The following is a 13052-nucleotide window of genomic DNA, read 5'->3' as shown; positions in this document are numbered from 1 at the left end:
TCGCCGGTCGAGACGCCGCCCGAGGTCAGGATCAGGTCGCAGTCCGCCGCCGCCTCGCGCAGCCTCCGAGCGAGGCTTTCACGCTCGTCCTTGAGGATGCCGAGATCGACGACCTCCGCCCCGGCGCGAGACACAAGCGCCCGCAGCAGACTGCGATTGGCGTCGTAGATGCCGGCGGGCGGCAAGGTCGTGCCGGGTTCGTTGAGCTCGTCGCCGGTCGAGAAGATCGCGACGCGGACACGGCGGCGTACCGTGATCTGCGTCAAGCCGAGCGCGGCGAGCAGAGCCAGGTCCTGCGGGCGCAAACGCCGGCCCGCAGCAAGCGCCGTGTGGCCACGCGGCAGATCCTCGCCCGCCGGCCGCGCGTTGGCGCCGCGCTTCAGCCCAGCCGGCAGGACGACAGAGCCGGCATCCAGCGTGACATCCTCCTGCATGAAGACCGTGTCGGCGCCTTCCGGCATCGGCGCGCCGGTGAAGACGCGGATGGCCATTCCCGCCGTCGCCATGCCGGCGGCATCGGCGCCAGCCGGAACCCGTCCGGAGAGCGGCAGGCGCGTTTCCCCTGCGGCCGCCAGATCGGCGAAACGGACCGCAAAGCCGTCGACCGCCGAATTGGCGAAGGGGGGCAGGTCGACCGGCGCGACGACATCCTGCGCAAGCACACGGCCATCCGCTGCGGCGAGCGGGACAATCTCGGTGCCCGCCACGGCGACGACATGCTCGGCCGCGCGTTCGGCCGCCTGCTCGATCGTCAGCATCTGCCCGAAGACGTCGGCATCCGCACTGAGCTGAGCCATCGTCAGATACCCTCTTTCACCCGGGCCAGCACGGCGTCGAGCGGCTGCGCCTTGGCGAAGAGACAATCGGCGATGGCGGGGATATCGTCGAGCCCGATCACCGGCCGGCTGGCATCAGGAAACGGCGTATCGCTGGCGATCGCGACGATGCTGGGGTCACCCGGATGCAGCGGTGGCTTGCCGTTGGCGGCGCGATAGACCTCGAGCTTGGCATGCGGATCGCGCTTGAAACCTTCGACGATGACGAGGTCGACCGGCGACAGCCGCGCCAGCAACTCCGGGAGCACCGCCTCGGGCTCATCGCGCAGTTCGTGCAGCAACGCCCAGCGCTTGGCCGAGGAGATCAGCACCTCGGAGGCGCCGGCCTGCCTATGCGCCCATGAATCCTTGCCGGGCGTGTCGAGATCGAAAGCATGATGGGCGTGCTTGATCGTCGAGACCCTGACGCCGCGGCGGCTGAACTCCGGGATCAGCTTTGTGAGGAGGGTCGTCTTGCCGGCCCCGCTCCAGCCCGCCAGTCCGATCACGCGCATCGACAAGGACATCCTCAAAAGACAAAGCCGGGCGCGAGATGCGCCCGGCTGTCATCGTGCAAATGCCGTCAGCGGGTCAAGCGCGGCAAAAAGCTCACTCCGCCGGCTGCAGCTTGCCGGTGTGGACATGGCCCTTCTTCATCTCGTCGGCGACCCAGAGCGAATGGTGCTCCCTGGCCCAGTTGAGATCGACCTCGCCGGAGCCCATCGCGTCAAAGGCGCCCTCCATGCCGATGGTACCGATATAAATGTGCGCCAGGATCGCGGCGACCATCAGCACGCCGACGATGCCGTGGATCACGTTCCAGAATTGCAGGTTGAGCACGCCGCCCGCGGTCGCCGGGAAGAGCAGGTAGACGCCGGAGACGCCAAGCGCCGTGCCGCCGAGCACTACCGTCCAGAACACGATCTTCTGGCCGCCATTGAAGCGCTTGGCCGGCGGGTGGCCCTTGCCGACGATGCCGCCGCCAGCCGCGAACCAGCGGACATCGACCATGCCGGGAATGTTGTCCTTGATCCAGATCAGGAACATCAGGGCGATGCCGAGCATGAACGGCCAGGCGAGGTAATTGTGCGCCCACTTCGCCACGATCGAGATGTTGGTGAACGCCTCCGGGCCGATCAGCGGCAGCAACAGCGCCTTGCCGAAGGTGACGTTGAGCCCCGACAGCGCCAGCACGATGAAGCAGGCGGCGGTGAGCCAGTGGACGAAGCGCTCGAAACCGTTGAAGCGCGTCAATGTCTGCCCGGACGGGCCCCCCTCGATCCGGATGCGGCCGCGAACGAGATAAAAGGCGATCAGCGCGATCAGCATGCCGAGCACGGCAACGGCGCCGATCTTGGTCATGGTGTTCTGGTGGAAGGCGCGCCATTCGCGCCCTGCCGGACGCTCCAGCGTCGCAGCCTTCGTGTCGGGAATGGTGACACGGCCCTGCAGCTCGGCAGAAGGATTGCCCTTCAGCGCATCGAGGAACTGCTTCTCCTTGACCGAGTCGGCGGTCGGATTGACCTGCTGTGCGACGCTGGGCTGGGCGACGCCGACCGCGACGGCCAGCAGCAGCGCCGTGACGAGAAAGCGGAGATGGGCGCGGAGCGACATGGCGGCATCCTTTCGCGAAGGCGGCATCAAACTGGGGAGGAACGCACCCGACCCTTTTCGAGCCGTGATGCGCCCCCCTCCCCCAGCTCAGATCGTGATGGTTTCCCGGTACGCTGTCTGCCAGCCCCAAGCACCCGAGCCGTAGCCGCGTTTGACCACCCGTTCCTTGTAGATCTGCGCGATCACCTCGCCGTCGCCGGCAAGGAGCGACTTGGTCGAGCACATCTCGGCGCAGAGCGGCAGCTTGCCTTCGGCGAGGCGGTTCGAGCCGTATTTCTGGTACTCGGCCGGCGAGAGGTCGACCTCCGGGCCACCCGAGCAATAGGTGCACTTGTCCATCTTGCCACGCGAGCCGAAGTTGCTGACCTTCGGATATTGCGGGGCGCCGAACGGGCAGGCGTAGAAGCAGTAGCCACAGCCAATGCACAGATCCTTGTTGTGCAGTACGACGCCGTCGGCGGTGTTGTAGAAACAGTCGACCGGGCAGACGGCCATGCAAGGTGCATCGGTGCAGTGCATGCAGGCCATCGAGACCGAGCGCTCGCCCGGCTTGCCGTCATTGATGGTGACGACGCGCCGGCGGTTGATGCCCCAGGGCACGTCGTTCTCGTTCTTGCAGGCGGTGACGCAGGCGTTGCACTCGATGCAGCGGTCGGCGTCGCAGAGGAATTTCATCCGGGCCATGGTTCAGTTCCTCCTCACGCCGCCGCGATCTGGCAGAGCGTGACCTTGCCTTCGTGCATGGCGGTCACGGGGTCGTAGCCATAGGTAGTGACGGTATTGACGGACTCGCCGAGCACGATCGGATCCAGCCCCTTCGGGTAGTTGCCGCGCTGGTCGACGCCCTGGAAGAAGCCACCGAAATGGAAGGGCATGAAGGCCGCGCCCTTGCCGACGCGTTCTGTGACCAGCGCCTTGACCCTGGCCTTGGAGTTGTTCTCCGGGCCGGTGACCCAGACCATGGCGCCATCCCTGATGCCGCGTTCGGCCGCGTCCGCCGTGTTGATCTCGACGAACATGTCCTGCTGCAGTTCGGCCAGCCATTTGTTCGAGCGCGTCTCCTCGCCGCCGCCCTCGTATTCGACGAGGCGGCCGGAGGTCAGCACGATCGGGAAGGATTTTGCGATGCCCTTCTCGACCGCCGCCTTCTGCACGGAGGTGTGCAGGTTCGGGATGCGCAGCGTGCGCTCGTCCGGTCTGGCCGGCCATTTTGCCACGAGGTCGACGCGCGGCGAATAGATCGGCTCGCGGTGGACCGGCACCGGGTCGGGCAGGTTCCAGGCATTGGCCCGGGCCTTGCCGTTGCCATAGGGCACGCAGCCATGCTCCATCGCGACGCGCTGGATGCCGCCGGAGAGATCGGTCGACCAGGAGACATTGTCGATCGTATTGCCGCCGATCCAGGAGATCGTGGCCAGCTCCGCCGGCGTCAGGTCCTTGTCCCAGCCGAGCTTCTTCAGCACGCCCATGGTGAACTCGGGATAGCCGTCCTTGATCTCCGAGTTCAGCGAGTAGGAACCGCCCTCGGCGAGCAGGGTATCCTCGACCTTGCTCCCATCCGGCAGCGTGCGCTCGCGGGTGAGGCCGAAGCGCGGCCGGAAGGTGCCGCCGCCATCCTTCGCAGCGAGCGACGTGTTGTAGAGAATGTGGGTGCCGGGATGCTTGTATTCGGGCGTGCCCCAGCACGGCCAGGGCAGGCCGTAGAAATCGTTCTCGACCGGCGAGCCCTTGGCGCCGCGCAGCGTCACGATGTCGAACTTGTCCTGGTTCGCCATGTGCAGCTTCAGCCGCTCGGGCGACTGGCCGGTGTAGCCGGTCGACCAGCCGCCGCGGTTGATCTCCTTGAGGATGGATTCCGCCGTCGGTTCCAGCCCGATCTTGCCCTGGACCATCTCGTAGGGCCGGAACATCGCGTCGGCGAAGCCGAGCTTCTGCGAGAACTTGTAGATGACCGCGTAGTCGCTGGCGGATTCGAAGATCGGCTCGACGACCTTCTCGCCCCATTGCACCGAGCGGTTCGAGCAGGTGCGCGAGCCCGAGGTCTCGAACTGGGTGCAGATCGGCAGGATATAGGTGCCGTTCTTGCGTCCGCCGAGCGAGACGAAATTGGTCGGGTGCGGATCGCAGACGACAAGCAGCTCGAGCTTCTCGAGGCCCTTCACCGCATCAGGCATGCGCGGAATGGTGTTGCCGCCATGGCCCATGACGAACATGGCCTTGAGATTGTCCTTCTGGTCGACCTGCTCGGCCGGCAGGTTGGCCGCGTCGAACCAGCGGGTCGAGGTATGGCCCGAGGTCTCCATGTTCTGCTTGCGGGTGCGGGCGGCGCGGCCGCCCTTGGCCGGCACCTCGTCGAAGCGCGAGACGAAATAGTCGTAGTCGACGCCCCAGACGCGGGCCCAATGGCGCCAGGCGCCTTCGACCAGGCCGTAATAGCAAGGCAGGTTCGAGATATCCAAGCCGAAGTCGGTCGCGCCCTGGACGTTGCAGTGGCCGCGGAAGATGTTGGCGCCGGTGCCGCGGGCGCCGACATTGCCGGTCGCCAGCAGGAGCGTGCAGATGGCGCGGACGTTGGCCGTGCCAACCGAATGCTGGGTCACGCCCATGCACCAGACGAAGGTCGCCGGCTTCACCGTCGCGAAGGTCTGGGCGACACGCTTCATCTGCTCGCCCGGGACGCCGGTGATGTCCTCGACCGTCTTGGGATCGTATTTCTCGACCTCCTTGCGGACATCGTCCATGCCGTGGACGCGCGCGGCGATGAAGGCCTTGTCCTCCCAGCCGTTCTTGAAGATGTGCCACATCAGGCCCCAGATCACCGCGATGTCGGTGCCAGAGCGGAAGCGGACATAGTCGGTCGCGTGCGCCGCTGTGCGGGTCAGGCGCGGATCGAAGACGATGACGTTGGCGCGCTGCTGCTCCTTGCCGGTCAGGATGTGCTGCATCGAGACCGGATGCGCCTCGGCCGCGTTCGAGCCCATGAACAGCACGGTCTTCGAATTGCGGATGTCGTTGTAGGAATTGGTCATGGCGCCGTAGCCCCAGACGTTCGCGACGCCCGCGACCGTGGTCGAGTGGCAGATGCGCGCCTGATGGTCGACGTTGTTGGTGCCCCAGAAGGCCGCGAACTTGCGGAACAGGTAAGAGCCTTCGTTGGAGAACTTGGCGGAGCCGAGCAGATAGACGGAATCGGCGCCGGACTTGGCGCGAATCTCCATCATCTTGTCGCCGATCTCGTTGACCGCCTGGTCCCAGGACAGACGCTGCCACTGCCCGTCGACCAGCTTCATCGGGTATTTGATGCGGCGGTCGCCATGGACCAGCTCGCGAACCGAGGCTCCCTTGGCGCAATGGCTGCCGCGGTTGATCGGGCTCTCCCAGGCCGGCTCCTGGCCGACCCAGACGCCGTTGTTGACCTCGGCGCGGACCGTGCAGCCCACCGAGCAATGCGTGCAGATATTCTTGACGACCTTGGTGCCGGTGGCCGGGCCGAAATCGGCGGCTTCGGCCTTGCGGACCGAACCGATCTGCAGGGCGCCGGCAGCTGCGACGCCACCGGCGACGAGGCCGGAGCGGCGCAGGAAGGAGCGGCGGTCCATCACGCCGGAGGCGAGGCCCCCGAGGGCGCTCTGCAGGCGACCGCGCTGGACGTCGGCGGATTTGCGCTTGATCAGCATGACGCCAGCCTCCTCAGTAACGGTTGACGCGGTAGAAATCTTTGACGTGCTCGCTCTCGCGATAGCGCGCCTTGGTCTCGTCCTTGCCGGGATCGACGGCGGCCGCGGGCGTGACCGCGACGGGCGCGACGGCCACGGTCGCGCCGGCGCCGAGCGCCTTGAAGAAGTTGCGGCGGTCGAGAGCCGTCTCCTTGCTCTTCTGCGACATCGTCGTCTCCTCCGTGCCGTAAGTCATGCGGGCAGGCTCGCGGCCTGCGTCTCGATCGAGATGTAGAGGCTGCCGACCCGGCCGACGGCGCGATAGAAGCGCGCCGCCTCGGCGGTCTCGAGATCGGCGAAGAAACGGTCGGCCCAGGGCCGGATATGACGAGTGAAGAAGGAGGCCTCGTCGACGTCCTCGCCCGAGATCTCGCCGCGGATCAGCTTCGCCTCGATGTCCATCAGCACGGCGATGTGGTCCTCGGGCTCGCCAACGCGCTCCGCCCGGGCGAGGCCAAGCCTGCCCATGTCCTCGCGCACCAGAGCGAGCGGGCGCTCATGCAGGAAGCCGGTCAGGTAATAGGAGGCGTAAGGCAGGAGTTCGCCACGGCCAACGCCGATGAAGAGCTGGAAGAATTCGTCGCGAACCTGCTCGGGGCTCGCCTCGGCCGCGGCTTCCGCCAGCGCCAGATGGGCCATGCCAAGCGGCGAGGCATCGCCACGCAGGCCTTGCAAGGCGGCCAGCGTCTCGACCGTTGGGGCGCGCCAGAGCAAGGCGCCGATCAGCTCGAACTCGTCAGCGCGAGCAGCATCGAGCTCGTCGATCGCGGGCGTGGCAGCCTCGACGATGATCGGTTCCTGCGGATAGAGGTCGGGCCGCAGCTCGCTGCGGGAGACGCCGGTCAGGGCCTCCACCGAGAGGACGCGATCAGCCGGGACGCGCTTCCAGGTCGAGATCGCCGGCTGCGAGACGCCGACCGCCCGAGCCAGCGCACGTACGCCGCCAGCCGCTTCGATCGCCCGTTCCAGAGCCTGGTCGCGCATGAATGAAGGCGTCTCCAATCCCGCACCGGCACGTTGCGACGTGCTGGAGCCCGCGGTGATAATGAGACCTTATCGCTCTAGATTGCAATTGTTCTCAACTGAAACTCAAAGCGGTGTGGCGCCACCACCGCGCCGCCTCAGGCGCGGGCTTTCGGCGCGATTTTGCGGCGCAGCGGAAGCCTTCGGAATCACAGACACAGCTTCAGTGGCCATTTCGGCGGATTTTGCCGAGGCTTCCAGCTTGCTCAGGCGAACCGGCGACTGCTCAGCCTCGGCCTTCGGTTGCGGCGCAGCAGGATCATCGTCACCCGCCTCATTAGACGAAGGTTGAACAACTGCGACGTCGTTACGCACCGCCTCAGGCGGCTTGCCGAAGATGTTGGCCAGCATCTCCTCGACATTGTCCGACTCGCTGAGCGGCCCGTAGCCTGGCGCGCCGCCCGGTGTATTCCAGTCGAGCGCGTAGTCACGGGCCGGGTCGAGATAGCCCGAGATCGCCGGATCGCTCTCCCAGGCGCGGCGCAGCGCCTTGAGCTTCCACTCCTCCGGCACGTTCTGCTTCAGCCAATGGGCGAGGTCGAAATCCTTGTCGACGAGATCGAGTGAGGGAGGCTCGACCATCTCGGGCTCGGGCGCGGGTGCAGCTAGGTCCGAGGTGGGAGGGGGAGCGTCTCGCTGCTCCACGACCGCGGGCGCAACCGGCTGCTGCGCCTCGCGCTTGCGGCGCGCCCAGCGGCCAAGAAAGCCCTCATCGCGATCTTCGTCGTCGGGGCGCGACATCAATCCTCTCCGCGATCGAGACCGGGGCGTGGCCGCACGCCGCCTTTGCGCGGATCGTGCTCGGTGCGCTTGCGCTTGACGAATTCGCGCTCGACATGGTGCGCCTCGAAGAAGGCGAGCACGGCCCCGGCAATCGCAGCCGGCATCGGCACGGCCTCGACGATGTCATCGACGTTCTCCAGGAAGACCTCACCCTCCGAGGGATCGGCGGTGACGCCGACCAGCTCCAGCGCCGGCTCGATCCCGGTCGGCCGGACGGAGACCCAGAGTCTGGCCTGGCCGGTGGCGAAATTCTCACGGAAATGGGCGGTGTCGACCGAGTGCAGCGTCAGCACGGCCGAGCCGAGATAGAACTGCTCGCGCCTGTCATCGCCTGTGAGCCGGCTCCAGGGCGCGAGCGGCGGCGGCTCGGGCAGCACAGCGATCGGCGCCCAGGCATGATCGGCCCAGGGCGAGTCGAGCTTGCGCCGCTCGACCACGACACCGACCTCGTGATGCTGCTGCATGGCCTTATCCTCAGTTCGCCATCTCGTGAACCACGAGCGGCAGGCCAGTCACCAGGTTCTGCGGCTTCATCCTGACCAGCCGGTCGCCATCCATCGCCAGCATCAGATAGATAGGTGCTCCCCTGGCCGCCGGCAGCACCGGCACCTCCGATGGCAGCGTCAGACGGTAGAGCGCGATCAGGCGCGAGGCCTTGTCCTCGTCGAGCCCCTCGCCCTTCCAGAGCGCATTGCCGATTGCCGTCGCCTGCGCATCGAGGCCGACGAACCAGCGCCAGTTGGCATCGCGCACATTCTCGACGGCTTCGATCTCGACGTCGAAACCATGGATCTGCCTGATCCAGTAGCCGATCGCCCTGCCGAGCGCGACGCGGCCCGAGGGCTTGCCGCCGAGATCGAGCACCATGTCGAAGGCATCCGAGCGCTGCCAATAGCGCTCGGCATCGGCCTGCTTGAGGATATCGAGCGAGGTCACCGCCGGGCCGCCGAGCATGGCGAGCAGCGGCGAAGCGTGCCGGTCGGCCTCGTGCCCCTCGATCATCTCGGCATCGGCCAGCAGGATCGTGTTCTCGTGCAGGGTGACGCGCTGCGGCCGGAACAGGCATTCGGCGGCGCGCACGACGAAGGGATCGCTCTCCTCGTCGAGCCCGGCGCGCAGGATGACGTGAACGAGCTGATCGAGGAAGACGGGCGGGATACCGGAAGCGCCGCCGCGGATGATCCCGGCATAGGCGCCCTGCAGGGTCGGCGCCGCCAGCAGGCGCTCGCGCCAGCCGAGCAGGAAACGCCAGTTCTCGCGCGCATCGGCATCGGCGATGGCTGCGACCTCGCGTTCGGCGACTTCGGCCTGCGGCTCCGCCATCAGTTTGGCGTGCAGGGCCCGTTCGGCAGCGCAGGCCTCCTCAGGCGGCAGAACTTCCGGCCGCGCCAGATAGGCTTTGAGGAAATCATCGGTGACGACGAGGCCGCCGCCCGGCTCGCGGTCGAGCAGGAGATGGCCGGAGCTCGCCCAGAAATGAGTCATCGCGGCGCGTCCTTGATCAACTGCATCAGATCGACCTCTTCCTGCGGCTCGTCCTCGCCATCGGTCTCGACGAACTCGAAGGCGCGGAAGGCATCCTTCGGCGTATCGCCGCGCGGCATCAAGGTCCGGAAGCGCTCGCGGATTTCGCCCTCCTCCAGCGTGCGATGCAAAGCGAGCAGGGTCTGCGTGGGATGATCGCAGAGCGAGGCGGCAAAGGCGATCTCCTCTTCGGCTGCCGCGCGCGCGGCAGCGAGATCGGGGGCGCCGAGTTTTTCGACGAATTGCCCCGCAAGCCGCGCCACTGCCTGCTCACGCTCCTCCGCCGTCGCCTCCGTGACGACAGCGAGCGTGCTCCAGCCGAAGCTGCCGATGCCGAGGAAGCCGGAACGGAAGGCGACGCGCCCCTTGGTGTCGAGCCCGGCCACACTCTCGGGCATGAACAGGAAGGAGCCGGTGACCAGCCATTCGCCCGGTTCCGCCGCCTTGCGGAAAACGAAGCTGTCCGACGGGTCGAGCCTTATCGCACGCGGGAGCTTGAGGGCAGTCAAGGTAAAGCCCTCATCCTGAGGAGCGCTCCGCAGGAGCGCGTCTCGAAGGATGCTCCAGCTGGTTCCGGAGTCTCCTGAACCATCCTTCGAGACGCCGCTGTGCGGCTCCTCAGGATGAGGGCTGAGGAGAAAGGCGGTCTGGTTCCGACGGAAATCACAGCTTCGGCGCTCCGCTGTCACGGTCGAGCCAGTCGGCCTTGGCCAGCGCCTCGGTGAGGCTCCGGCGTTCGGCGCCGAACTGCGAGGTCGCGATCAGGTCGCCATTGGGCTCGATGCCATGGCGCACGCCGACGACCTTTTCCAGCCGGTCGAGCCAGCGCCGCGCCGCCGCCTTGGCGCCCTCCTCCTGCCACTGGCTGACGCCGAGCATGAGATGGCGGCAGAACGACTCGATCAGGTCGACCGCATCGACCTCCTCGAAGCCCTCCTCGGCCATGCCGACACCGGTCTGGCCGAGTTCGAAGGGCGACATCGTCGTGGCCCGGACCATGGCGCCGAAGACGAGCCAGTCCGGCACCTGCCCCTCCGGGCAATCCGCCGGCCAGCCGAGGCGGCCGCCGCCGATCAGGCCGAGATCATAGGTCAGCGCATCCGGCCAGCGGAACAGCAGCGGCCGCTCCGGCGGCGAATGCACCGCCAGCGCATCGGCGAGCGCGTTCATGGCGAGGTAGTGAGCGAGCCGGGCCTCGGCGAGGATGGCATCGGGCTCCAGAACCACCGCGAACTCGACGATGTCGAAACGTCGCACCCAGACCAAAGTCGCGGCCCCGGCCTCAGCCGCGATCGCCTGCGCATGGGCGAAGGCGTCGCCCGATTCGCGCAAGGTGACGAGCGAAAAGCCCGGCGGCAGCACCGGCTCGCGCCTGAGATCGTCCTGCCTGACCGGCCCTGCCGCCATCGTCCCTGCCCTGCCGCCTCTTATCCCAAGGGAGAGGCTTGCTTCTTTGGAGCCATTCCAATTCCATATAAGATGAGATTATCGCAAGCGCGACCAAAGACGCGCCGCGATCATGAGGATGCCTGCCCGATGACCGATGTCGCCCGCACGCTGATGATCTGCTCGTGCGAGGACACGATGCCGCTCGACGGCAAAGCGATCCAGCGCGGCTGCGGTGGCGCCGAGATCAGCGAGCACCGCCATCTCTGCCGCAGCCAGATCGAGCGCTTCCGCGCCATGCTGGCTAAGAGCGATGCGATCACCGTCGCCTGCACGCAGGAAGCGCCGCTGTTCGAGGAGGTCGCAGCCGACCTCGATTACGCCGGCGACCTTCTCTTTACGAACATTCGCGAACAGGCCGGTTGGTCGGACGAGGCCAAGGCTGCTGGCCCGAAGATGGCCGCCCTGCTCGCCGCCGCGAGCGAGCCCATGCCGCCGGCCTCGTTCACGACGCTGACCAGCAAGGGCGTCGCGCTGATCTATGGCCGCGACGAGGTCGCGATCACCCTGGCGCACCAGCTTGCCGAGCATCTTGACGTCACGGTGCTGCTGTCGCGTCCCGGCGAGATCGCGCCGCCGCGCAGCGACGAGTTCCCGGTGTTGAAGGGGACGATCGCGCAGGCAAGCGGCTGGCTCGGCGCCTTCGAGCTTACCGTTAACGACTACGCCGCCCCGAGCCCGTCCTCGCGCGGCAAGCTCGTCTTCGAGGCGCCACGCAATGGTGCGGTCTCGCACTGCGACGTCGTGATCGACGTCTCCGGCGGCACGCCACTGTTCCCGGCCGGTGACCTCCGCGCCGGCTATCTACGCGCCGATCCGCGCGATGCGGCGGCAATCGAGCGGCTCGCCTTCCAGGCGAGCGGGCTCGTCGGCGAGTTCGACAAGCCGGCCTATGTCGCCCTGAACGAAGGGCTTTGCGCCCATGCGCGCTCGCAGAAGACCGGCTGCACGCGCTGCCTCGAGCTTTGCCCGACCGGCGCGATCACGCCGGCGGGCGACCATGTCGCGATCTCCGCCGAGATCTGCGCCGGCTGCGGTGCCTGCGCCGCCGTCTGCCCGACCGGGGCCGTGACCTATGCGCTGCCGCCGGCCGATGCGCTATTGCGCAAGCTGCGGACCCTGCTCGTCACCTATGCCGAGGCCGGCGGGCGCGAGCCGATCGTGCTGCTGCATGACGGCGACCATGGCGAGCCGCTGATCGAGGCGCTCGCCCGCCATGGCGCCGGCCTGCCGGCGCGTGTCCTGCCCTTGCGCGTCAACGAGGTCACCCAGATCGGGCTGGAGATCTTCGCCGCGGCGCTCGCCTTCGGCGCCTCCGCCATCCGTGTGCTCGGCCGCGCCAAGCCGAAGCACGACCTCTCCGGCCTCACGCGCAATCTCGACTATGCCAATGCGCTCGCCGACGCGCTCGGCTATGGCGAGGCACGCGCCGGGCTGATCGAGACCGACGATCCCGATGCGCTCGCCGCCGCGCTCGCGAAGATCGCGCGCGGCACCAGCCCCGCCCAGCCCGCGCGCTTCCGGCCGATGGGAAGCGGACGCCCGCTGCTGCGCCAGACGATCGGCGAACTGCACGCCGCCGCGCCGACACCGGTTGCCAACGTCACGATGCCGCCGCTTGCGCCATTCGGGACGATCCATGTCGACACCGAAGGCTGCACGCTCTGCCTCGCCTGCGTCTCGGCCTGCCCGGTCAGCGCGCTCGGAGATAATCCGGAGCGGCCGACGCTCACCTTCCAAGAAGACCTTTGCGTGCAGTGCGGGCTCTGCGCCGCGACCTGTCCGGAGAAGGTGATCACGCTGGAGCCGCGCGTCGATTTCGACGCCTGGAAAGGCGGCCGCCAGATCGTCAAGCAAGAGGAACCCTTCCACTGCATCGCCTGCGCCAAGCCCTTCGGGGTCCGCAGCACGATCGAGAAGATCGCGGCCAAGCTCGAGAACAAGCACTGGATGTTCAAGGGCGACGGCGCCAAGCGCGCTGCAATCCTGCGCATGTGCGAGGATTGCCGGGTCGAGGCCGTGGTCAACGAGAGCTTCGACCCGCACCACTCGCCGCAGCGCCCGCCGGTGCGCACCACCGACGATTATCTGCGCGAGCGGGCGGAACGGGGCGAGGACCCGCTGGGGTAGC

At 67.3% G+C, this 13052-nt stretch carries 13 protein-coding genes; 1 reads left to right on the top strand and 12 read right to left on the bottom strand.

The genetic code is table 11. From position 1 onward, the window contains the following. The 12 genes from ACQKLX_RS19390 to ACQKLX_RS19335 all read right to left on the bottom strand — a co-directional run. A partial coding sequence (locus tag ACQKLX_RS19390) for a molybdopterin molybdotransferase MoeA (protein ID WP_427363191.1) occupies positions 1 to 797 on the bottom strand: 797 nt, incomplete at its 3' end. 2 nt (positions 798 to 799) lie between these two features. Next, positions 800 to 1330 (bottom strand): molybdopterin-guanine dinucleotide biosynthesis protein B, encoded by a 531-nt coding sequence (gene mobB / locus ACQKLX_RS19385; protein WP_427363190.1) that lies wholly within the window; start codon positions 1328 to 1330, stop codon positions 800 to 802. A 94-nt stretch (positions 1331 to 1424) separates the two neighbouring features. Then, a complete protein-coding gene (locus ACQKLX_RS19380; protein ID WP_427363189.1) occupies positions 1425 to 2429 on the bottom strand; it encodes a formate dehydrogenase subunit gamma in 1005 nt (334 codons plus the stop codon). A gap of 87 nt (positions 2430 to 2516) precedes the next feature. Beyond that, a complete protein-coding gene (gene fdh3B, locus ACQKLX_RS19375) occupies positions 2517 to 3113 on the bottom strand; it encodes a formate dehydrogenase FDH3 subunit beta (RefSeq protein ID WP_326873147.1) in 597 nt (198 codons plus the stop codon). Positions 3114 to 3127: 14 nt separating this feature from the next. Continuing rightward, a complete protein-coding gene (locus ACQKLX_RS19370; RefSeq protein ID WP_427363188.1) occupies positions 3128 to 6106 on the bottom strand; it encodes a formate dehydrogenase subunit alpha in 2979 nt (992 codons plus the stop codon). Positions 6107 to 6119: 13 nt separating this feature from the next. Next, on the bottom strand, positions 6120 to 6341 hold the full coding sequence (locus ACQKLX_RS19365; RefSeq protein ID WP_427363187.1) for a formate dehydrogenase: 222 nt from the start codon (positions 6339 to 6341) through the stop codon (positions 6120 to 6122). Continuing rightward, a complete protein-coding gene (locus ACQKLX_RS19360) occupies positions 6338 to 7129 on the bottom strand; it encodes a Cro/CI family transcriptional regulator (protein ID WP_427363186.1) in 792 nt (263 codons plus the stop codon). Before ACQKLX_RS19360 ends, ACQKLX_RS19365 begins: the two co-directional genes overlap by 4 nt. Before the next feature lie 105 nt (positions 7130 to 7234). Further along, entirely contained in the window at positions 7235 to 7909 is a 675-nt protein-coding gene (locus ACQKLX_RS19355) for a DUF3306 domain-containing protein (RefSeq protein WP_427363185.1), read from the bottom strand. Beyond that, positions 7909 to 8415: a DUF3305 domain-containing protein gene (locus ACQKLX_RS19350; protein ID WP_427363184.1), complete on the bottom strand. Its 507-nt coding sequence runs from the start codon at positions 8413 to 8415 to the stop codon at positions 7909 to 7911. Before ACQKLX_RS19350 ends, ACQKLX_RS19355 begins: the two co-directional genes overlap by 1 nt. A gap of 10 nt (positions 8416 to 8425) precedes the next feature. After that, positions 8426 to 9436: a DUF6352 family protein gene (locus tag ACQKLX_RS19345; RefSeq protein WP_427363183.1), complete on the bottom strand. Its 1011-nt coding sequence runs from the start codon at positions 9434 to 9436 to the stop codon at positions 8426 to 8428. After that, positions 9433 to 9984, bottom strand: coding sequence for a DUF6505 family protein (locus ACQKLX_RS19340; RefSeq protein WP_427363182.1), 552 nt, complete (start codon positions 9982 to 9984; stop codon positions 9433 to 9435). The genes ACQKLX_RS19345 and ACQKLX_RS19340 overlap by 4 nt, the downstream gene beginning before the upstream one ends. A 154-nt stretch (positions 9985 to 10138) precedes the next feature. Further along, entirely contained in the window at positions 10139 to 10882 is a 744-nt protein-coding gene (locus tag ACQKLX_RS19335) for a biotin/lipoate--protein ligase family protein (RefSeq protein WP_427363181.1), read from the bottom strand. Positions 10883 to 11011: 129 nt separating this feature from the next. On the opposite strand from ACQKLX_RS19335, the gene ACQKLX_RS19330 reads away from it, so the two are divergent. After that, a complete protein-coding gene (locus ACQKLX_RS19330; protein WP_427363180.1) occupies positions 11012 to 13051 on the top strand; it encodes a 4Fe-4S binding protein in 2040 nt (679 codons plus the stop codon). Position 13052 lies beyond the last annotated feature (1 nt).

Source organism: Allobosea sp. NPDC003192 (assembly GCF_050275675.1).
Classification (GTDB): domain Bacteria; phylum Pseudomonadota; class Alphaproteobacteria; order Rhizobiales; family Beijerinckiaceae; genus Allobosea.
This window is presented reverse-complemented; position numbering and strand designations above follow the sequence as displayed.

Coding starts and splice junctions, on each gene's coding strand:
- mobB (WP_427363190.1), bottom strand. CDS start 1,330: ATGCGCGTGATCGGACTGGCGGGCTGGAGCGGGGCCGGCAAGACGACC.
- ACQKLX_RS19380 (WP_427363189.1), bottom strand. CDS start 2,429: ATGTCGCTCCGCGCCCATCTCCGCTTTCTCGTCACGGCGCTGCTGCTG.
- fdh3B (WP_326873147.1), bottom strand. CDS start 3,113: ATGGCCCGGATGAAATTCCTCTGCGACGCCGACCGCTGCATCGAGTGC.
- ACQKLX_RS19370 (WP_427363188.1), bottom strand. CDS start 6,106: ATGCTGATCAAGCGCAAATCCGCCGACGTCCAGCGCGGTCGCCTGCAG.
- ACQKLX_RS19365 (WP_427363187.1), bottom strand. CDS start 6,341: ATGACTTACGGCACGGAGGAGACGACGATGTCGCAGAAGAGCAAGGAG.
- ACQKLX_RS19360 (WP_427363186.1), bottom strand. CDS start 7,129: ATGCGCGACCAGGCTCTGGAACGGGCGATCGAAGCGGCTGGCGGCGTA.
- ACQKLX_RS19355 (WP_427363185.1), bottom strand. CDS start 7,909: ATGTCGCGCCCCGACGACGAAGATCGCGATGAGGGCTTTCTTGGCCGC.
- ACQKLX_RS19350 (WP_427363184.1), bottom strand. CDS start 8,415: ATGCAGCAGCATCACGAGGTCGGTGTCGTGGTCGAGCGGCGCAAGCTC.
- ACQKLX_RS19345 (WP_427363183.1), bottom strand. CDS start 9,436: ATGACTCATTTCTGGGCGAGCTCCGGCCATCTCCTGCTCGACCGCGAG.
- ACQKLX_RS19335 (WP_427363181.1), bottom strand. CDS start 10,882: ATGGCGGCAGGGCCGGTCAGGCAGGACGATCTCAGGCGCGAGCCGGTG.
- ACQKLX_RS19330 (WP_427363180.1), top strand. CDS start 11,012: ATGACCGATGTCGCCCGCACGCTGATGATCTGCTCGTGCGAGGACACG.